Origin of the sequence: Mesorhizobium sp. AR10 (genome assembly GCF_024746795.1) — a bacterium.
GTDB lineage: Bacteria > Pseudomonadota > Alphaproteobacteria > Rhizobiales > Rhizobiaceae > Mesorhizobium.
Map to the genome: position 1 here is coordinate 2,083,706 of NZ_CP080524.1, position 18,248 is coordinate 2,101,953.

Below are 18,248 nucleotides of genomic sequence, written 5' to 3' on the forward strand. Positions count from 1 at the left end.
CGCCATGGAAACGCTCAGCCATCTTGCACACGGATTTTCGGTCGCTTTCACGCCAGTCAATCTCATGTGGTGCCTGCTTGGCACCACGCTCGGCACCGCAATCGGCGTGCTGCCCGGCCTCGGGCCGGCGCTGACCATCGCCCTGCTCTTGCCGATCACCTACCAGGTGGCGCCGGAGGCGTCCTTCATTCTGTTTGCCGGCATCTACTACGGCGCCATGTATGGCGGCTCGACGACATCGATCCTGCTCAACACACCGGGCGAAAGCGCCACCATCGTCACCGCGCTCGAGGGCAACAAGATGGCCCGTTCCGGCCGCGGTGGCGCGGCATTGGCTACTTCGGCAATCGGCTCCTTCGTTGCCGGTACCATCGGCACGCTGGGTGTCGCCTTCCTGGCGCCGGTCGTGGTGAAGTTCGCGCTGGCTTTCGGCCCGGCTGAATATTTTTCGCTGATGGTGCTGGCCTTCATCACGGTTTCGGCGGTGCTCGGCTCGTCGTCGGTGCGCGGCCTGACCAGCCTGTTCATCGGCTTTGTCATCGGCATGATCGGCGTCGACCTGCAGACCGGGCAGCCGCGCTTCACCTTCGGCATGAACCAATTGCTCGATGGTGTCGACGTCATCATCGCCGCCGTCGGCCTCTTCGCCGTCGGCGAAACGCTGTACATGGCTTCACGCCGCTATGCCGGCAAGGACGAGATCGTGCCGCTCAAAGGGTCGCTCTACATGACCGCCGCCGAGTGGGGGCGTTCGTGGAAGGCATGGCTGCGGGGTGCTGCGATCGGCTTCCCGATCGGCGCCATGCCGGCCGGCGGCGCCGAAATCCCGACCTTCCTGTCCTATGCGATCGAGAAAAAGCTCTCCAGGCACAAGGAGGAGTTCGGCACGGTCGGCGCCATCGAAGGCGTTGCCGGTCCGGAAGCCGCCAACAATGCGTCGGCCGCAGGCGTGCTGGTGCCGATGCTGACGCTGGGATTGCCGACCTCGGCGACGGCGGCGATCATGCTTTCCGCCTTCCAGAGCTACGGCATCAATCCGGGGCCACTGCTGCTGACAACACAGGCCGATCTCGTCTGGGGTCTTATCGCCAGCCTGTTCATCGCCAACGTCATCCTCGTCATTCTCAACCTGCCGCTGATCGGACTGTGGGTACGGCTGTTGAAGATCCCGGCGCCGCAGCTCTATGCCGGCATCCTGGTGTTCGCGACGGTCGGCACCTACGGCATCTCGCAATCGCCGATCGATCTCGTCATCCTCTATCTGCTGGGTGCTGCCGGCTTCCTCATGCGCCGCTTCGATTTCCCGACAGCGCCTGTCATCATCGGCATGATCCTCGGACCACTCGCCGAGACGCAGTTCCGCCGCGCGATGACCATTTCGAATGGCGACTGGTCGGTGTTCTACACCCACAAGCTGTCGCTGGCGCTGCTGACGCTGGCTTTGATCGGCCTGGCTGGGCCGCACATCTGGGCCTACATCCAGCACAGGCGCTTGCGCGGACCGGAGCACGTGCCTGGCGATGCCTGATCTGCTTGTGACGTCATGACCGATCTGCTTTCCGGCATTCGCGTCCTCGACCTGACCAATGTTCTGGCCGGCCCTTACTGCGCCTACCAGCTGGCGTTACTTGGTGCCGATGTGATCAAGGTCGAGGCGCCGCAAGGTGGCGATCTGGCGCGCCAGCTCGGCGCCTCGCCGGAGCTCAACAAAGCCGCCATGGGCGCTTCGTTCCTGGCGCAGAACGCCGGCAAGCGATCGGTGATGCTCGATCTCAAGAAGGACGCCGATCGCGAGCGTTTCCTCGATCTGGTCGCCTCTGCCGACGCGTTGGTCGAGAATTTCCGCCCTGGCGTGATGGACCGGCTGGGTCTCGGCTATGAGACGCTTAAAGAGGTCCGGCCCGGCCTCGTCTATTGCGCAATATCGGGCTTCGGACAAACCGGACCGATGCGCGACAATCCGGCATACGACCAGATCATCCAGGGACTTTCGGGCATCATGAGCATCACCGGCACACCGGAGACCGCGCCGCTGCGGGTCGGTTATCCTGTCGCCGATACGCTGGGTGGGCTGGTCGGGGCTTTTGCCATCGCCGCCGCGCTGGTGAAGCAGAAGACGAGCGGCGAGGGCGCTTTCCTCGACGTGTCGATGCTCGAATGCACGCTCTCCGCACTTGGCTGGCCGGTCTCCAACTATCTGACCGCCGGCGTCGATCCGCAGCCGATGGGCAACGAGAACATGACCGCAGCACCTTCCGGAGCGTTTCACACCGGCGACGGCCTGCTCAACATCGCCGCCAACAAGCAGGAGCAATTCGTGATGCTCTGCCAGTTGATCGGGCGGCCGGAACTGGCGCAGGATTCGCGCTTTGCCGAGCGCGAGACGCGCAAGCGCAACCGCGCCGCCTTAAAGGTGCTGATCGAGGCTGCCCTGGCGAGCGCCTCGGCAGCCAGCTGGGAAGAAAAGCTCAATCGCGCCGGCGTGCCGGCGGGCCGGGTGCTGACGATCCCGCAGGTGCTGAAGGAACGCCAAGTGATCGAGCGCGGCATGACGGCTCGTTTCCAGGGTGTGCCCGGCATGGACCGGCCGCTGACCGTCGTGCGCGGCGGGTTCATGGTCGATGGCGCAGCACCATTGCCGACCTTGCCGCCGCCGGCGTTGGGCGAACATATGGACGAGGTCTTTGCCAGCCTGCCGCCGCGCGCAAGGGTACAGGCATGAGTGGCGGGGAGAAAAAGACAGGCCGCGAGCGTGGTGAAGAATGGTGGCAGACCGATATCATCGAGATGCGTCCCGGCGTCATCCGGCTGCGCGGCTACGAAATCCAGGATCTGATCGGCCGCGTCAGCTTTCCGGCTGTCATCTGGCTGATGCTGCGTGGCGAATTGCCAAGCGAAGATCAGGCGGCGCTGCTCGGCATCGCGCTTGGTGCTGCCGTCGACCACGGGCCGCAGGCGCCGTCGATCGCCATTGCCCGCATGGCCATCACGTGTGGCGTCGGCATCAACAGCGCCATGGCCTCGGCCGTCAATGTGCTGGGCGACGTGCATGGCGGCGCCGGCGAACAGGCGCTGTCTTTCTATGGCGACATCGCCGTGGCGCTCGATCGGGGCGCGACGCTGGGCGATGCCGTATCGATGCGGCTCGACCGCTTCTTCGCCGAGGAAAAAGGCTATGTGCCGGGATTTGGCCACCGCTTCCATCCCGTCGATCCGCGCGCGCCGCGGCTGATCGAGGTGACCCGCGACTTTGCCGCGCGCGGCATCGTCAACGGGCGTTTCGCCGACATCGCCGAGGCGATCGAGGCCGAGGTCGCGCGACGCAAAGGCAAGAAGATCCCGCTCAACATCGACGGCGCCACCGCCGTCATATATGGCGAGCTCGGCTTTCCGCCGCCGCTGACGCGCGGCCTTTTTGTCCTGTCGCGCTCGGTCGGCATCTTGGCGCATGCGTGGGAACAATCGCAGCAAACCGACCGCAACAAGGGACCGCTGCCGCGCGAATGGCTGTGGGCCTATACCGGTACCCCGGTGCGACCTTTTCCAGAACCCGACCATGAAAGCGGGTGAGGCGTTGCCTCAAATCAAATCGTCCGGTGCAGGTTGCGGCCGCTTCAAGGTTTTCAAAAGCGTTGAAAGATCCGGTTCATCGATGAGCAGTGCCGCATCGATCGGCGTCAGCCATGCCCGCTCCCGTTTCTTGGCTTCCGGCCAGTTGGCCAGTTCCTCCGTCACCTCAAGCAGGAAGACGATGACATCGACGCGAACAAAGCGGTTCTCCAGCCGTTTCCAGTAGGAATAGGTCCCGGCTGGCTCCTTCATTATCTTGCCGAGGACGCCAGCCTCTTCCTGCGCCTCGATCATGGCCGCCTTGCGCCCGCTCTTGCCCTTCATCGGCCAACCCTTGGGCACGATGAACCGCCTGGTCGTGCGTGACGTGACCAGCATCACCTCGATATCGCCATGCTCGCTCAGCCGAAAGGGAATAGCCGCGACCTGGCGGATCCTTTCGCCCTTCTTTGCCTTGCGTACCGCTTTCTTCTTGGTTGCTGCCATTCGTGAAAACCCAGTCGTAACAGTGCCATAACGCGAAGCGCACTGTTGCAAAACCCAAAACTGTCTTTGATGCCGAGCGGCATCCCAAGCAGATAAGTCGGCTAAATAAATGGAAAACGCCGGCTTGTCAGCGGCAAACGGTCACAAAACCGTTGCCCGAAGGCTGCAGCTGGCAGCTTCGCATACGCGGTACCACCAGTGGCTGCGGGGTTACGATTTCGCGATCCTGGGCACGGAATTGCTGCTGCTGCTGCTGGAATTGTTGCCGTTGCAGCTTGTTCTGCAACGCCCGCAGTTCGTTTCGTGGGAGCAGCGCCTTGCTATTGCTGGGATTGGCAACCTGCGCCGAGGCAGGTGCGGTCGCGCCCGGCATCGTCGCCGATGCCAGCAGTGCGAACACAAAAACGGTCGATAAGCGAAGCGGTGACATCCGTTTGTTCCCGCTGGAAACAGAACCCTCCAATCATATAGTGCGTTTGTCCTGATGTGCCATGGTTGCGGCCGCATTTTGGCAAGTTCGCTCGGTGGCGCTGTCGCCGTGGCCGTCACTCGACGTCGCGCAGGCGATATCCGACGCCGGTTTCGGTGGTGATGTAGCGCGGCTGGTCGGGCGTCTTCTCGATCTTTTGCCGGAGCTGCCGAACGTAGACCCTGAGATACTGCACGTCGGTTGAATCGCCCCAGACCTGTTTCAGCAGAAAATGGTGGGTGAGCACCTTGCCCGAGTGCTGCACTAGGATGCGCAGGATGTCGTACTCCTTCGGCGAGAGCTTTATCTCCTTGCCCTCGACCTTGACGATGCGCTTGACCAGGTCGACCGTGAGATCGCCGGTATGGAACACCGGCTTTTCGCCCTGCTGCTGGAATTTGTGACGGAGCGCCACGCGGATGCGTGCGACCAGTTCGTTCATGCCGAATGGCTTGGTGATATAGTCGTCGGCGCCGAGTTCCAGAGCCTGGACGATGCCGGCCTCGTCGGTGCGGCTGGACAGGATGACCACGGGAACGTCGAGGCCATCGTCGCGCCATTTGCGCAAAAGGTCATGGCCACTCATGCCGGGCAGGCCGAGATCGAGCAGGATCAGGTCCGGCCTTTCCATCTCCACGAGCTCGATCGCGGCCTTGGCGTTGGGTGCCTCGCTGATCGCGTAGCCTTGGCTGCCGAGGCCGACGCGCAGCAGTTTGCGGATGGGCGGCTCGTCATCGACGACCAATATCTTGACGTTTGAATTGGTCATGCCAGATCATCCACATTGGCGTCTTCGACATCGGGCATCTCCGCGGGAACCGGCATCCGGATGGTGAACACAGCACCCGAGCGGTCGGTCCGGTTTGCCGCCGAAATCGTACCGCCCATCGCCTCGATGAAACCGCGGCAAATCGACAGCCCAAGCCCGGTGCCGGCGCGGATCTGGTCGCCTTTGCGGACCCGGTAGAACGTATTGAATACACGCTCCAGATCGCCAGGGGGAATGCCCGGTCCCTCGTCCATGATCTGCAGGATGACGGAACCGTTGTCGGCCCAGCCCTGCAGCCGGATCGTCGAAGCGGCGGGGGCGTATTTTGCGGCATTGTCGAGGAGATTGAACAGCACTTGCTCGAACAGGACAGGGTCGAGCCGCAACATCGGTAGATCTGAGGGGATCTCTATTTCGGTCTTGTGTTCGCCGATGATTTTCTTCGCTCGCCGCAGCGCGGAGCCGACAATGTCGCCGACATAGTGGAAGGCATAGTTCGGCTCCATGGCGCCGGATTCGATCTTGGTCATGTCGAGCAGATTGGCGATGAAGCGATTCAGGCGTTCCGATTCATCGAGTACGGTCGACAAAAGCTCCGCCCGGTCCTGTTCGGGAAGAGCGGCCGCGAATTCCCGGAGCGTGCCGGCGGCGCCCATGATGGCGGCGAGCGGCGTTTTCAGATCGTGGGAAATCGAGGTGAGCAGGGCGGAGCGCAGCCGGTCCGCCTCGGCGGCGAGCTTGGCGCGGTCGACGTCGGCGACAAGCTGGATGCGCTCGATGGCGACAGCGGCCTGGTCGGCGAGCGCATCGAGCAGCCGCTGCTGCTCGGGCGTCAGCAGCGGACCCTGCTTGTCGTTGTCGAGGCCGACGACGCCGATCGCGGTGCGCCCGGTTCGCAGGGGCAGATAGAGGCGCTTGGCGCCGGGAAGCGTGTCGGCGCCGCGACCTGCGGCGCGGTTGTGTTCCCAGGCCCAGCGGGCGGCTGCGATGTCGGCCTCGGCCAGCGTGTCGTCGGGCGGATAGCCGGCCTTGACGGTGATCGAGCCGTTTTCGGGCAGAAGCAGCACGACCCGCAGTTTCAGCATCGAGGCGATCTGGAAAGCGGTGGCCCACAGGACGTCGTCGAGCGTGCCGGCGCCGGCGAGCTTCTTTGAAAAGAGGTAAATATCTTCGGTGGCGCGTGCCCGCGAGCGGGCGGCGACAGCCTGACGCTGCACGCGCGCGGTCAGATTGCTGGCGATGACGGCGACAACGAGGAACACGCCAAGCGCAACAATGCTCTCCGGATCCCTGATCGTCAGCGTGTAGCGTGGCTCGAGGAAAAAATAGTTGAAGGCAAGGGCGCTAACGAAACAGGCGTAAAGCGCCTGCCAGAGACCGCCGGTCACCGCCGATGCCAGGACGGCAATGAGAAAGATGATCGCGAGATTGCGAACGTCGAGAAACTGGTCGAGCAGGACGGCGAAGGCGAGCGAGCCAGCGACATAGGCCGTGGCCTTGAGATAGGGCCAGACCTGGAACTGCCATTGCTCGGTCGCCGCCCGGACGTTCCTCGACGCTGCCTCTGTGCCCCGCTCGGTTCCCGAAATGACATGGACGCTGATGTCGCCGGCATTGCGGATGAGATCGTAGGTGAGCGAGCCCTCGATCAATTCGCGCCAGCGTGATCGGGTCGGCCTGCCGATCACGATGTGGGTAAAATTGTTCGCCGTCGCATGGCGGACGATATCCTGCGCAATGTTCTGACCCGGAATGGTCGTCACCTCGGCGCCGAGCTGCTCGGCAAGGCGCAGATGCGCCGCCAGCCGGTCCTTGTCCTCCTCGGACATCGCGGCCGAGCGAGGGGTATCGACGTTAAGCGCCGTCCAGGGCGCGCGGAGCCGGTCAGCCAGCCTGCGCGCATAGCGGACGCGGGCGGCCCCACCCGGACGCGCGTCGACGCAGACGAGAACCCTTTCACCCGCCGCCCACGGCCCAGGGATAGCGTGGGCCTGCATGTGGGTCAGCAACTGCTCGTCGACGCGCTGGGCCGTACGCCGTAGCGCCAGTTCCCTGAGCGCGGTCAGATTGCCTGGCGAGAAATAGTTTTCGATCGCGCGCTGGGCGGTGTTGGGGAAGTAGACCTTGCCTTCCTCGAGTCGCTTGATCAGGTCGTCGGGAGTGAGATCGATGATTTCGATGTCGTCGGCCTGGTCGATGATGGAATCGGGAACCGTCTCGCGAACCCGTACACGGGTGATCTGCGCCACGACATCGTTCAGGCTTTCGACATGCTGGATGTTGAGCGTCGTGTAGACGTCGATGCCGTGCGTCAGGATTTCCTGAACATCGAGATAGCGTTTGGGATGGCGGCTGCCCGGCGCATTGGTATGGGCGAGCTCGTCGACGAGCACGAGAGCAGGGCGGCGGGCAAGAATGGCATCGATATCCATCTCGTCCAGCAAGCGCCCCTTGTAGTCGACCTTCTGGCGCGGGATGACTTCATAGCCTTCGACCAGCGCCTGGGTTTCCTTGCGACCGTGGGTCTCGACGATGCCGATCACCACATCCGTGCCATCGGCCAGCTTGGCGCGGCCCGACATCAGCATCTCGTAGGTCTTGCCGACGCCTGGGGCTGCGCCCAGAAATATCCGCAGGCGACCGCGCGCCTCCCGCTCCGCATGATCAAGCAGCGCGTCTGGAGAAGGTCTGGTTTCGTTGCGGCTGTCGTCCGGCATCAGGTTCGATCATGGATGGCGCCGGGGATACTGTCGATCCCCGGCCGGCACCATTCACTATTTCGCGGCGTCCAGCGCAAGGTTGAGCGCCAGCACGTTGACCACCGGCTCGCCCATGAAGCCGAGCTCCCTATCTTCGACATTGCTGTCGACAAGAGCCTTGATCTTGGCCGCGTCGACACCCCTGGCCTTGGCAACCCTGGCAACCTGGAAGTAGGCGGCTTCAGGGCTGATATGCGGATCGAGACCGCTGCCCGATGTCGTCACCAGATCCATGGGAACAGGCTGGTTCGGATTTTCCGCCTTCAGTTTTTCGGCGTCACCCTTGATGCGGTCGATCAGCTTGGGGTTGGTCGGGCCGAGGTTGGTGCCGCTGGAGGCGGCGGCGTTGTAGCCGTCACCGGCAGCCGACGGGCGGCCATGGAAATAGTGGTCGCTGGCGAAGCCCTGGCCGATCAGTTCGGAACCGATGACCTTGCCGTCCTTCTCGATCAGGCTACCATTGGCCTGGTGCGGAAACAGGGCCTGGGCGACGCCGGTCATGCCGATCGGATAGATCAGGCCGGTCAGCAGGGTGAAGAAGACGATCATGATGATCGCGGGTCTGATTTGTTTGAGCATGGGCGTAGTTCCTTATGCGAGGCCGAGGCCGGTGACGATCATGTCGATCGCCTTGATGCCGACGAACGGAACGATGATGCCGCCGAGGCCGTAGACAAGCAGGTTGCGGCTGAGCAGCGCGCCGGCGCCGATGGCGCGATATTTGACGCCTTTCAGCGACAGCGGGATTAGCGCGATGATGATCAGTGCGTTGAAGATGATGGCCGAGAGAATGGCGCTCTGCGGCGTTGCCAGATGCATGATGTTGAGCGCCTGCAGCGGGCCGGTGGTTTGGCCCGGCGCGATGTAGAAGACGGCAAACATTGCCGGGATGATGGCGAAATACTTGGCCACGTCGTTGGCGATGGAGAAGGTCGTCAGCGAACCGCGCGTCATCAGCAAGGCCTTGCCGATCTCGACGATCTCGATCAGCTTGGTCGGATCGCTGTCGAGATCGATCATGTTGCCGGCTTCCCGCGCGGCGACCGTGCCGGTGTTCATGGCGACGCCGACATCGGCCTGGGCGAGCGCCGGCGCATCGTTGGTGCCGTCACCGCACATGGCGACCAGCTTGCCCTTGGCCTGTTCGTCGCGGATGAGCTTCAGCTTGTCCTCGGGCGTTGCCTGGGCAAGGAAGTCGTCGACGCCGGCTTCGGCCGCAATCGCCGCCGCCGTCATTGGATTGTCGCCGGTGATCATCACCGTGCGAATGCCCATGCGGCGAAGTTCGGTGAAGCGTTCGCTGATGCCGCCCTTGACGATGTCCTTGAGATGGACGACGCCGAGCAGGCGTCCGTCGCGCTCGACCGCCAGTGGCGTGCCGCCGGATTTGGCGATCTCGTCGGCGATCGCCTGCAGGTCGCGGATGGCGTCGCTGCTTGGGCGCGTGCCCTGGGCGGCGACGGTCGACTGGTTGACGTGCGCGAGAACTGAATCGACGGCGCCCTTGCGCACCGACGAGCCATCGATGTCGACGCCGCTCATGCGGGTTTGCGCGGTGAAGGGCACGAACGTGGCGTGCAGCGTTGCCATGTCGCGAGCGCGGATGGCGTATTTCTCCTTCGCTAGCACGACGATCGAGCGGCCCTCTGGCGTCTCGTCGGCAAGCGACGCAAGCTGTGCCGCATCGGCCAGTTCCTGCTCGGTGACGCCCTTGACCGGACGAAACTGCGTCGCCTGGCGATTGCCGAGCGTGATCGTTCCGGTCTTGTCGAGCAGCAGCGTGTCGACGTCGCCTGCCGCTTCAACGGCGCGGCCGGACATGGCCAGCACGTTGAAGCGCACCAGGCGGTCCATGCCGGCAATGCCGATGGCCGACAGCAGGGCACCGATGGTGGTTGGGATCAGGGTGACGAACAGGGCGACGAGAACGGTCACCGAGATATAGCCGCCCGAATAGGAGGCGAAGCTCGGGATGGTCGCCGTTGCCAGCACGAAGATCAGGGTCATGCCGACGAGCAGGATGTTGAGCGCGATCTCATTGGGGGTCTTCTGGCGCTCGGCACCTTCGACCAGCGAGATCATGCGGTCGAGGAAAGTATGGCCGGAAGCAGCGGTGATGCGGACGCGGATCCAGTCGGACAGCACCTGCGTGCCGCCGGTCACCGCTGAACGGTCGCCGCCGGATTCGCGGATCACAGGTGCGGATTCGCCTGTGATCGCCGCCTCGTTGACCGAGGCGACGCCTTCGACCACCTCGCCGTCCGACGGGATGATGTCGCCGGCCTCGACCAGGACGACGTCGCCGACCTTAAGGCTTGTGCCGGGCACCAGCTTGAATTTTGTCCGGTCCTCGCCGGCCAGCAGCTTGGCCTGCGTCTCGGTGCGAGCCTTGCGCAGCGAGTCGGCCTGCGCCTTGCCGCGGCCTTCGGCGACCGCTTCGGCGAAGTTGGCGAAGAGGACCGTGAACCACAGCCAGATGATGATCTGCAGCGAGAAGCTGAGATCGCCGCCGCCGCTGACGAGGTCCTTGACGAAGAGAACAGTGGTGAGCGCCGAGACGACGGCGACGACGAACATCACCGGGTTCCTGATCAGCGTGCGCGGGTTCAGTTTTTTGAAGGCGCCGCCGATGGCGGGCAGCAGGATGCGGGCATCCATGATGCTCGCGGATTTGGACTGGCTCATTTGGTGGCTCCAGTGTCGATGTTGTTGGACGGCGCCGATCGATCGGATGCCGAAAAGAAGTGTGGCGGCCCGTAGGCCAGCAGCCAGATCACGATCATGACTGCCGCAATGCCCAGGAATGTGGACACGGTCGGGAAGGGAGGGGGAGTTGGCTCCCCCTCATGATCTGCCCGGGGTCGAACGTTGCGACGCATGTTCTTGAACCAGGACATGACGTTGATCCAGGGAGGGACGGTTTCAGAATGTCTGCCCATGGATACCAGCCAGATGTTCGACGATCGGTCCGACGGCCAGAGCCGGGAAGAAAGTCAGGCCGCCGACGATCAGGATGACGCCGACGAGCAGCCCAACGAACAGCGGGCCATCGGTTGGGAAGGTGCCGGCGGAGGCCGGAACCGTCTTCTTCGCCACCAGCGAGCCGGCGATTGCCAGAGCCGGGATGATCACCAGGAAGCGACCCATCAGCATGCCGATGCCAATGGTGATGTTGTACCAGGGCGTATTGCCGGTCAGGCCGCCAAAGGCCGAACCATTGTTGGCCGCTGCCGAGGTATAGGCATAGAGAACCTCGGAGAAGCCGTGCGGACCGGCATTGCCCATCGAGGCAACACCGGTCGGCAGCACGACGGCTATTGCCGTGAAGATCAGCATCGCCAGCGGCAGGCAAAGGATGGCCAGCATTGCCATCTTGACCTCCTTGGCCTCGATCTTCTTGCCGAGATATTCGGGCGTGCGGCCCACCATCAGTCCGGCGACGAAGACGGCGACGACGATGTACATCAGGATGCCGTAGAGACCGGCGCCGACACCGCCGACGATGACCTCGCCGAGCTGCATGTTGATGATCGGGATCATGCCGCCAAGCGCGGTGAAGGAGCCATGCATGGCATTGACGGCTCCGCAGGATGCGGCGGTGGTGATGACCGCGAACAGCGCCGACAGAGCGATGCCGAAGCGGCTCTCCTTACCTTCCATGTTGCCGCCGTCGATACCCAGTGCATGGACGAGCGGGTTGCCGGCGGCTTCGGCCCAGTAGCAGACGATGACGCCGGCGATGAACATGACGCCCATGGCGGCCAGGATCGCCCAGCCCTGGCGCTGGTTGCCGATCATGCGGCCGAAAACGTTGGTCAGTGCTGCGCCGATGGCGAAGATCGTCACCATCTGGATCAGGTTGGAGATCGCGTCGGGGTTCTCGAAAGGATGTGCTGCGTTGACGTTGAAGAAGCCACCGCCATTGGTGCCGAGCATCTTGATCGCGATCTGCGAGGCAACAGGGCCGACCGCGATCGTCTGCTGCGCGCCTTCAAGGGTGGTTGCGTTGACATAGGCGCCGAGCGTCTGCGGCATGCCGAGCCAGACATAAACCAGCGTCAGCACGATGCAGAGCGGCAGCAGCAGATAGAGGGTGCTGCGGGTCATATCGACCCAGAAATTGCCGATCGATTTGCCCGACGCCCGGGCGAAGCCGCGGATCAGCGCAATGGCGATGGCGATGCCGGTCGCTGCGGACAGGAAATTCTGGACGGTGAAGCCGGCCATCTGCACGAGATAGGACATCGTGCTTTCGCCGCCGTAGTTCTGCCAGTTGGTGTTGCTCATGAAGCTGGCGGCAGTGTTGAAGGCAAGCCCCGGTTCGACGGCGGTCATGCCGGCGGGATTATAGGGCAGGCTCCCCTGCAGCCGCTGCAGGAAATAGAGCACCAGAAAGCCGGCCAGGTTGAAGAACAGCAGGGCGGCCGCATAGCTGGTCCAGTGCTGCTCCTCGCGCTCGCTGGTTCCCGAAATGCGATAGAGCCCGCGCTCAAGCGGGCCAAGAATCGGCGACAGCAATGTGCGCTCGCCGCTGAAGATGCGATGCATGTAGCCGCCGAGCGGCTTCACAAGCAAAACGACGATGCCGCAATAGACGAGGATCTGTATCCATCCGTTGATTGTCATGGTGTAGCTTTCCGTGCCTTGCGCCAGTGGCGATCAGAAGCGTTCTGGGCGAACGAGGGCGTATGTCAGGTAGGCGAGAAGGAACAAGGTCACACCGCCACCGAGGATATAGTCGACAAGCATTGTCGGAGCCTTCCAATTAAATTATGTCGCAAGCTTTGACGTAGGCGAAGAACAGGGCGAAGAACAAAACCCCTATTCCGAGAACGATGATGTCCATCGTGCATGTTCCTTATTTTGGTTTGTATTCGCGCCTGCAGTCAGCAGGTTGGCGATTCCATAAGAACGGCTCGCCGTAGCTTGACCAGCTACAGCGTCCGGAGTGTTTTGCTCGTGTTGGAATATGGACCCGATCGCCATAAAGGTTCGAGACGGAGCGGCGGGGAAAGATATAAAATTCCTATAAAGGTTTTGCGCAGTCGGCGGCCTTGGGTAGCCGTCCCCTATGCGGCGTTTATAATTTAGGTCGCGCAGTCCTCTCGAATTCATATGTGGCTGCCGACTATGTGACGCAGGTCTGTTCGCGGGCCGATCCAGAGGTGACGCACACCTGATCGCGCGAATGCGACCGGTGGTCCCAATGAACAAAAGCCTCAATCCGTTCAAGCTCAGTGCCAAGGTTGGGCGCAGCCTGCCGACCGAGTATTTCATTCTGGCGAATCTTCGATCCGAAGGGGCAACCATCGGCCATCTGGCAGGCGCGCCAATCGCGGAAACCGTCGTCGACGCCAGCGGACATCGCTACCGCTATGCGGGCGTTGCGCCGCGCGCTGCCGACGGACGCTTCGACGTCGAGAGCCTGTGCACCGGCGAATGGATCGTTCGGCCCGGGCTGGTCTATCTCATGGAGGAGAAGAGTGGGCGGGCGAAGAAAGGCTGATAGCGTGTCCTTGGAACCTTCGCCCTATTCGACTAGACCCACCATTGCCCGGCGTTTACGACAGCCCGTCTCGAATTGAAGACGCTGCTGTCGTTCTCGGCCAGCACCAGCATCGCTTCACGGATGGCGCCGGCGGTTTCCGGCTGCACCGGCGTCAGCGGCAAGCGAACATCGGCACTCAGTCCAAGGGGCAAGGTGCAATGCATACTTCACCGGGATTGGATTGCTCTCCAGTTCCAGGGCCGCGATGAGCGGCCGCAGCCGATGATGTATGGCCCTGGCACTGTGGTGATCTCCGGCGCGGCACGCATCGTGCATTTCGACGCACAGGCGGGGCGCGACGTTGGAGACCACGGAAATCGTGCCGCGGCCGCCCATCGTGTTGAAGCCGAACGATGTCGAATCATGGCCGGAGAACTGGATGAAGCGGTCTCCCAGAGCAGCGGCAAGCGATGACGGCCGGTTCAGATCGCCAGTCGCGTCCTTGATGCCGATAATGGTCGGGATTTGCGCCAGGCGCTCGATCGTTTCCCGGGACAGGTCGACGCCGGTGCGAGCCGGAACATTGTAGACGATGATCGGAATCCTGACCTTGCGGGCGATGGCCTCGAAATGGCGGTAGATGCCTTCCTGCGTCGGCCTGTTGTAGTACGGCGTCACGATCAGGGCGGCATCGGCGCCAAAAGCTTCCGCCGCGGTGGTAAAGGCGATCGTCGCTTCGGTGTTGTTGGTGCCGGTGCCGGCGATGACCGGCACCCTGCCGCTGGCGACCTTCACGCACCGGGCAAGGACGTCGAGACGTTCTTCCCAGGACAAGGTCGGCGCCTCGCCGGTGGTGCCGCAAGGGACCAGGCCGTCGATCCCCTGTTCGATCTGCCATTCCAGCAGGGTCGTCAGGCCGGGCAGGTCGACTTCTCCATTTGAGAATGGCGTCACCAGTGCGGTCATGGCGCCATGCAGGCGCAATCGTGCTTGTTCAGGTTTCATGGTGGACAGTTTCCTTTTGCCGGTTTGGACAGCCCTTCTGCTTGCGGGCTCTCATCTGCATCTAGAAATGAGGAAATCAGCGAGGCGAGAACCGCGGCGGGCAAATCCGTATGTTCCGTTCTGAACCGCTTTGGCACTGTTCCGGGGAGAACCGCCATCGGTCGAACGGTGCACGTCCAGCGACTTCCAGAGCTGCTGACGTTCGTTACTGAGCGGCCGGGGCTCGACTTGGCGACCAGCAACATGGCGGCATCGAGCGTGGCGCCGGCCTCGACCAGGTCGGCAAATCGCCGGCCAGTGGGGCACGATCTGTCGAGGGACAGGGTGCGTGCGGCTTCCCACAACTGGTGGTCGAGAAGCCTGCGCGTATCCGTCAAGCGCTCGAGCAGGCTGCTCAGATCGGTGAGGTCGGGGGTTTCCATGATTGGCTACCGCAATGTGCCCGAAAGAATTCTGACGTCAGCGGTTGGATGGCTTCGTCCAGGCCGGTGGCTGCTCAGTTGAACAGCGAGAGGCGTGCGGACCGGGGAGCGAATCGTATCGCGCCGGCCTGGTGGTCGCTCTCCATGGTCGCGAAACGGATCGCGGAAAGCCTGTCGGCGAAAACGCCGCCTGTCTGCCCCTGTTCGTCGCGGGCGATCCAATGGCCGTCGCCATCGAGCCCGATGACGAAGCGATGATGAGCATTCGACGTTCGTACGGGGTTAGGCATGATTATTCTCTTTTGGTATCGGATCACGAAAGCGAGGCGGCGATCGCCGCGGCAGTCAGCAGGAAGCCGATTGTCAGCAGCGCCTTGGTCAATCTGAACGGTGCGGTTGATGGTGCCCTGGTATCGCGGATGGCTGCCTTGATGTCGGCTTTCACAGACGACACTGGCAGCGGGCGATGGGTGGGCACATAAAGTCCGTGGCTACGATACATCGGATTTCCCTTCTTTTTTCGCGGTCGCCGTCACGAGCGACTGCCTGCAGCGGTTAAAACCTGGCTGCTTCGAGAAAAATAGAAGGCTCGGCATTTGTATTCGAGACAGAGGAACAGGGAAAAATATCAAAAAGTCATATGTGTCCTTGGGGCTTGCCAAATGGGCCGATCAGGCTTCAGAAAACCTCGATGGTTGTCGAAACCACCTTTCGTCGCGCTTGGCGTGGAGATGAAGGAAGAACAGATGCTCGATATGGCACCATCGAAACAGGCGGCGACATGGCTTTCCTCGTTTGCGCGCGCGCTCGAAGCGCGCGACGCAGCGGCCGTGTCCAACCTGTTCGTAGAGGACTGCTACTGGCGCGATCTCTTGACCTTCACCTGGAACATCAAGACCATGGAAGGCCGCGCGGCGATCAGGAATATGCTGGACGCGACGCTGGCGACGACAAAGCCGGCCGCATGGCAACTCGCCGGCGAGGCGACCTCAGACGAAGGCACGGTGGAAGCCTGGTTCACCTTCGAGACGTCATCGGCCCACGGCCAGGGCATAATGCGCTTGCAGGACGGCCGATGCCGGACGCTGTTCACGGCAATGAGCGACCTCAAGGGATTTGAAGAGCGCAAGGGTCCTGCGCGGCCTCTGGGTGTACGCCACAAGGCCGATCCGGACCGCGAGACCTGGTCGGAGGCGAGGGCGCGAGAGACGCGGGATCTCGGCGCCAGCGAGCAGCCCTACTGCCTGGTCATCGGTGGCGGCCAGGGCGGCATCATGCTGGGCGCGCGGCTACGGCAACTGGGCGTGCCCGCGCTCGTCATCGAGAAAAATGCCCGGGCCGGCGATTCCTGGCGCAAGCGCTATCGCACGCTCGTGCTGCACGATCCGGTCTGGTACGACCATCTGCCTTACATTCCGTTTCCGGAAAACTGGCCGGTGTTCACGCCCAAGGACAAGATGGGCGACTGGCTGGAAATGTATACGCGCGTCATGGAGCTCAATTACTGGGTCGCCACGAAATGCGTCAGCGCCGCCTATGACGAGGCCGAGAAAATCTGGACGGTCGTGGTGGATCGCGTCGGCCAGCGCATCACGCTGAAGCCGAAGCACATCGTCTTCGCGACCGGCGCCTATGGCCCGCCCAGGCAGATCGACCTGGCCGGCGCCGACCTGTTCCAGGGCGAACTGCTGCATTCCAGCCAGTATTCCAGTGGTGAGAAGTTTCGCGGCAAGAAGGTCTCCGTCATCGGCGCGGCAAGTTCGGGACATGATGTCTGCGTCGACCTGTGGGAGAGCGGCGCTGAGGTGACCATGGTCCAGCGGTCGCCGACGACGGTGGTCAAATCGGATACGCTGATGGAGGTCGGCTTCGAGATCTTTTCCGAGAAGGCGCTGGCGCGCGGCATCACCACCGAGAAGGCCGACATCATCGTCGCCTCGATGCCGTTCGCGCTGCTGCCGAAAGGCCAGCAAGCGCTCTACGAAGTCATCAAGGCGCGCGATGCGGCATTCTATGACCGGCTGCGCGGCGCGGGTTTCGCGCTTGATTTCGGCGAGGACGAGACCGGACTGCTGATGAAGGCCTACCGCACCGGCTCGGGTTTCTACATCGATGTCGGCGCTTCGGATCTGATCATCGATGGCGAGATCGGCATCCGCAGCGGGGTGGCGATCAAATCGCTGACGCCGACAGGGATATTGTTCGACGACGGCACCGAACTGGCGACCGACGCGATCATCTCCTGCACCGGCTATCAGTCGATGAACGAGACCGTGGCGGGGATCGTTTCGCGCGAGGTCGCCGACAAGGTCGGCCCGTGCTGGGGTCTGGGCTCCGGCATGAAGGGCGATCCGGGGCCATGGCAAGGCGAGTTGCGGAACATGTGGAAGCCGACCGCGCAGGATGCGCTGTGGTTCCATGGCGGCAATTTGGCGCTGTCACGTTTCTATTCGAAATTCGTGGCGCTGCAGATCAAGGCGCGGATGGAAGGTATTGCTACGCCGGTGTATGGGGCGCCGAGCAACGCAGGACGGTGAAGTTCGATCTCCCCCTTGAGGGGGAGATCGCCGGTAGGCCAGAGGGGGTTGGTCTGACTGGGCTCGGCCTCTTGCGACAGATGGAGGTTGGCGCTTCACGCGCGGCGACCCCCTCTGTCGCCTTCGCGACATCTCCCCCTCGAGGGGGGAGATCACCCACGCCCGAAATGCCTGGCAGCGATGTCCACATGCGTTTTGATGCGCGTGAGGTTCAAAGCGTTCGGTCTCGCTGAGATCGTCCGCCGCCTCGTTCGGCTACCATGTGCCGCCGGCGCCTGCCTCCGTTCGATCGTCCTGTCAAACCGGCCTGTAGGCGACGGCTTCGACCTCGATCTTGATATCGATCATCAGCCGCGATTCGACGGTGGTGCGGGCCGGCGGATTCTCAGGAAAATGTCTGGCATAGACAGTATTGAAGGCGCCGAAATCGCGCGCGTCTTCGAGCCAGACCGTGGTCTTGACCACATCGTCCATGGTGCAGCCGGCCAGCGCAAGTGCCGCCGTCACATTCGAAAGCACCTGCTCGGTCTGCTCGGCGATGCCGCCCTTGACCACCAAGCCATCGCTGCCGACCGGAACCTGGCCGGAGACATAGACGAAATCGCCGGCTCGGACGGCCGGGGACAGCGGGACATGGGATGTTCCAAAACACTGTTTGGGCAAGGAAAAAGCCTCCTTTGAAGTGGCGGGACGCCTGCAATCCCGTTTTTTCCGGACCCTCTACGCCTCACGATACGGTCCTC

The 18,248-nt window shown here is 62.7% G+C and carries 19 protein-coding genes; 5 read left to right on the forward strand and 14 right to left on the reverse strand.

Annotated elements, in window-relative coordinates; all coding sequences use genetic code 11:
• Positions 1–4 precede the first annotated feature (4 nt).
• Genes LHFGNBLO_RS13590 through LHFGNBLO_RS13600 form a run of 3 tightly spaced genes read left to right on the forward strand, consistent with a single transcriptional unit; the run spans position 5 to position 3,570 of the window.
• A complete protein-coding gene (locus LHFGNBLO_RS13590; protein WP_258608133.1) occupies positions 5–1,528 on the forward strand; it encodes a tripartite tricarboxylate transporter permease in 1,524 nt (507 codons plus the stop codon).
• Between the two features lie 15 nt (positions 1,529–1,543).
• Positions 1,544–2,722: a CaiB/BaiF CoA transferase family protein gene (locus tag LHFGNBLO_RS13595; protein WP_258608135.1), complete on the forward strand. Its 1,179-nt coding sequence runs from the start codon at positions 1,544–1,546 to the stop codon at positions 2,720–2,722.
• A complete protein-coding gene (locus LHFGNBLO_RS13600; protein WP_258608137.1) occupies positions 2,719–3,570 on the forward strand; it encodes a citryl-CoA lyase in 852 nt (283 codons plus the stop codon). The genes LHFGNBLO_RS13595 and LHFGNBLO_RS13600 overlap by 4 nt, the downstream gene beginning before the upstream one ends.
• A 9-nt stretch (positions 3,571–3,579) precedes the next feature.
• On the opposite strand, the gene LHFGNBLO_RS13605 is transcribed toward LHFGNBLO_RS13600, so the two are convergent.
• The 9 genes from LHFGNBLO_RS13605 to kdpF all read right to left on the reverse strand — a co-directional run bounded on the left by LHFGNBLO_RS13605 (position 3,580) and on the right by kdpF (position 12,802).
• Positions 3,580–4,056, reverse strand: a complete 477-nt coding sequence (locus tag LHFGNBLO_RS13605; RefSeq protein WP_258608139.1) for an NUDIX hydrolase — start codon at positions 4,054–4,056, stop codon at positions 3,580–3,582.
• A gap of 127 nt (positions 4,057–4,183) precedes the next feature.
• Positions 4,184–4,486 carry a hypothetical protein gene (locus tag LHFGNBLO_RS13610; protein ID WP_258608141.1) on the reverse strand — a complete coding sequence of 101 codons (303 nt, stop codon included), beginning with the start codon at positions 4,484–4,486 and terminating at the stop codon, positions 4,184–4,186.
• A gap of 115 nt (positions 4,487–4,601) precedes the next feature.
• Positions 4,602–5,294: a response regulator transcription factor gene (locus tag LHFGNBLO_RS13615; protein WP_258608143.1), complete on the reverse strand. Its 693-nt coding sequence runs from the start codon at positions 5,292–5,294 to the stop codon at positions 4,602–4,604.
• Positions 5,291–8,011: a sensor histidine kinase gene (locus LHFGNBLO_RS13620; RefSeq protein ID WP_258608146.1), complete on the reverse strand. Its 2,721-nt coding sequence runs from the start codon at positions 8,009–8,011 to the stop codon at positions 5,291–5,293. The genes LHFGNBLO_RS13615 and LHFGNBLO_RS13620 overlap by 4 nt, the downstream gene beginning before the upstream one ends.
• A gap of 57 nt (positions 8,012–8,068) precedes the next feature.
• Positions 8,069–8,632, reverse strand: a complete 564-nt coding sequence (gene kdpC, locus LHFGNBLO_RS13625; RefSeq protein ID WP_258608148.1) for a potassium-transporting ATPase subunit KdpC — start codon at positions 8,630–8,632, stop codon at positions 8,069–8,071.
• Between the two features lie 12 nt (positions 8,633–8,644).
• Positions 8,645–10,738, reverse strand: coding sequence for a potassium-transporting ATPase subunit KdpB (gene kdpB, locus LHFGNBLO_RS13630; protein ID WP_258608150.1), 2,094 nt, complete (start codon positions 10,736–10,738; stop codon positions 8,645–8,647).
• Positions 10,735–10,950, reverse strand: a complete 216-nt coding sequence (locus tag LHFGNBLO_RS13635) for a hypothetical protein (RefSeq protein WP_258608151.1) — start codon at positions 10,948–10,950, stop codon at positions 10,735–10,737. The genes kdpB and LHFGNBLO_RS13635 overlap by 4 nt, the downstream gene beginning before the upstream one ends.
• 25 nt (positions 10,951–10,975) lie before the next feature.
• Positions 10,976–12,679, reverse strand: coding sequence for a potassium-transporting ATPase subunit KdpA (gene kdpA / locus LHFGNBLO_RS13640; RefSeq protein WP_258608152.1), 1,704 nt, complete (start codon positions 12,677–12,679; stop codon positions 10,976–10,978).
• A gap of 33 nt (positions 12,680–12,712) precedes the next feature.
• Entirely contained in the window at positions 12,713–12,802 is a 90-nt protein-coding gene (gene kdpF, locus LHFGNBLO_RS13645; protein WP_081609884.1) for a K(+)-transporting ATPase subunit F, read from the reverse strand.
• Positions 12,803–13,259: 457 nt separating this feature from the next.
• On the opposite strand from kdpF, the gene LHFGNBLO_RS13650 reads away from it, so the two are divergent.
• On the forward strand, positions 13,260–13,559 hold the full coding sequence (locus LHFGNBLO_RS13650) for a hypothetical protein (protein ID WP_258608153.1): 300 nt from the start codon (positions 13,260–13,262) through the stop codon (positions 13,557–13,559).
• Positions 13,560–13,676: 117 nt separating this feature from the next.
• On the opposite strand, the gene dapA is transcribed toward LHFGNBLO_RS13650, so the two are convergent.
• The 4 genes from dapA to LHFGNBLO_RS13670 all read right to left on the reverse strand — a co-directional run bounded on the left by dapA (position 13,677) and on the right by LHFGNBLO_RS13670 (position 15,470).
• Entirely contained in the window at positions 13,677–14,546 is an 870-nt protein-coding gene (gene dapA / locus LHFGNBLO_RS13655; protein ID WP_258608154.1) for a 4-hydroxy-tetrahydrodipicolinate synthase, read from the reverse strand.
• Positions 14,543–14,968, reverse strand: a complete 426-nt coding sequence (locus tag LHFGNBLO_RS13660) for a hypothetical protein (protein WP_258608155.1) — start codon at positions 14,966–14,968, stop codon at positions 14,543–14,545. Before LHFGNBLO_RS13660 ends, dapA begins: the two co-directional genes overlap by 4 nt.
• A gap of 74 nt (positions 14,969–15,042) precedes the next feature.
• On the reverse strand, positions 15,043–15,258 hold the full coding sequence (locus LHFGNBLO_RS13665) for a hypothetical protein (protein WP_258608156.1): 216 nt from the start codon (positions 15,256–15,258) through the stop codon (positions 15,043–15,045).
• A gap of 23 nt (positions 15,259–15,281) precedes the next feature.
• Complete coding sequence (locus tag LHFGNBLO_RS13670) at positions 15,282–15,470, reverse strand: hypothetical protein (protein ID WP_258608157.1); 189 nt, start codon at positions 15,468–15,470, stop codon at positions 15,282–15,284.
• A gap of 244 nt (positions 15,471–15,714) precedes the next feature.
• Here LHFGNBLO_RS13670 and LHFGNBLO_RS13675 point away from each other — a divergent pair, with 244 nt between their 5' ends.
• Positions 15,715–17,505 carry an NAD(P)/FAD-dependent oxidoreductase gene (locus tag LHFGNBLO_RS13675; RefSeq protein ID WP_258609712.1) on the forward strand — a complete coding sequence of 597 codons (1,791 nt, stop codon included), beginning with the start codon at positions 15,715–15,717 and terminating at the stop codon, positions 17,503–17,505.
• Between the two features lie 297 nt (positions 17,506–17,802).
• On the opposite strand, the gene LHFGNBLO_RS13680 is transcribed toward LHFGNBLO_RS13675, so the two are convergent.
• Complete coding sequence (locus tag LHFGNBLO_RS13680; RefSeq protein ID WP_258608158.1) at positions 17,803–18,168, reverse strand: RidA family protein; 366 nt, start codon at positions 18,166–18,168, stop codon at positions 17,803–17,805.
• Positions 18,169–18,248 lie beyond the last annotated feature (80 nt).

What these genes read in the sequence shown, in the direction of transcription:
- LHFGNBLO_RS13615 (WP_258608143.1), bottom strand. Translation starts at nt 5,294, where the DNA reads ATGACCAATTCAAACGTCAAGATATTGGTCGTCGATGACGAGCCGCCC.
- kdpF (WP_081609884.1), bottom strand. Translation starts at nt 12,802, where the DNA reads ATGCTTGTCGACTATATCCTCGGTGGCGGTGTGACCTTGTTCCTTCTC.
- LHFGNBLO_RS13670 (WP_258608157.1), bottom strand. Translation starts at nt 15,470, where the DNA reads ATGTATCGTAGCCACGGACTTTATGTGCCCACCCATCGCCCGCTGCCA.
- LHFGNBLO_RS13650 (WP_258608153.1), top strand. Translation starts at nt 13,260, where the DNA reads ATGAACAAAAGCCTCAATCCGTTCAAGCTCAGTGCCAAGGTTGGGCGC.
- kdpB (WP_258608150.1), bottom strand. Translation starts at nt 10,738, where the DNA reads ATGAGCCAGTCCAAATCCGCGAGCATCATGGATGCCCGCATCCTGCTG.
- LHFGNBLO_RS13600 (WP_258608137.1), top strand. Translation starts at nt 2,719, where the DNA reads ATGAGTGGCGGGGAGAAAAAGACAGGCCGCGAGCGTGGTGAAGAATGG.
- LHFGNBLO_RS13660 (WP_258608155.1), bottom strand. Translation starts at nt 14,968, where the DNA reads ATGGAAACCCCCGACCTCACCGATCTGAGCAGCCTGCTCGAGCGCTTG.
- LHFGNBLO_RS13635 (WP_258608151.1), bottom strand. Translation starts at nt 10,950, where the DNA reads ATGTCCTGGTTCAAGAACATGCGTCGCAACGTTCGACCCCGGGCAGAT.
- LHFGNBLO_RS13620 (WP_258608146.1), bottom strand. Translation starts at nt 8,011, where the DNA reads ATGCCGGACGACAGCCGCAACGAAACCAGACCTTCTCCAGACGCGCTG.
- kdpA (WP_258608152.1), bottom strand. Translation starts at nt 12,679, where the DNA reads ATGACAATCAACGGATGGATACAGATCCTCGTCTATTGCGGCATCGTC.
- LHFGNBLO_RS13605 (WP_258608139.1), bottom strand. Translation starts at nt 4,056, where the DNA reads ATGGCAGCAACCAAGAAGAAAGCGGTACGCAAGGCAAAGAAGGGCGAA.
- kdpC (WP_258608148.1), bottom strand. Translation starts at nt 8,632, where the DNA reads ATGCTCAAACAAATCAGACCCGCGATCATCATGATCGTCTTCTTCACC.
- LHFGNBLO_RS13610 (WP_258608141.1), bottom strand. Translation starts at nt 4,486, where the DNA reads ATGTCACCGCTTCGCTTATCGACCGTTTTTGTGTTCGCACTGCTGGCA.
- LHFGNBLO_RS13665 (WP_258608156.1), bottom strand. Translation starts at nt 15,258, where the DNA reads ATGCCTAACCCCGTACGAACGTCGAATGCTCATCATCGCTTCGTCATC.
- LHFGNBLO_RS13595 (WP_258608135.1), top strand. Translation starts at nt 1,544, where the DNA reads ATGACCGATCTGCTTTCCGGCATTCGCGTCCTCGACCTGACCAATGTT.
- LHFGNBLO_RS13590 (WP_258608133.1), top strand. Translation starts at nt 5, where the DNA reads ATGGAAACGCTCAGCCATCTTGCACACGGATTTTCGGTCGCTTTCACG.
- dapA (WP_258608154.1), bottom strand. Translation starts at nt 14,546, where the DNA reads ATGAAACCTGAACAAGCACGATTGCGCCTGCATGGCGCCATGACCGCA.
- LHFGNBLO_RS13675 (WP_258609712.1), top strand. Translation starts at nt 15,715, where the DNA reads ATGCTCGATATGGCACCATCGAAACAGGCGGCGACATGGCTTTCCTCG.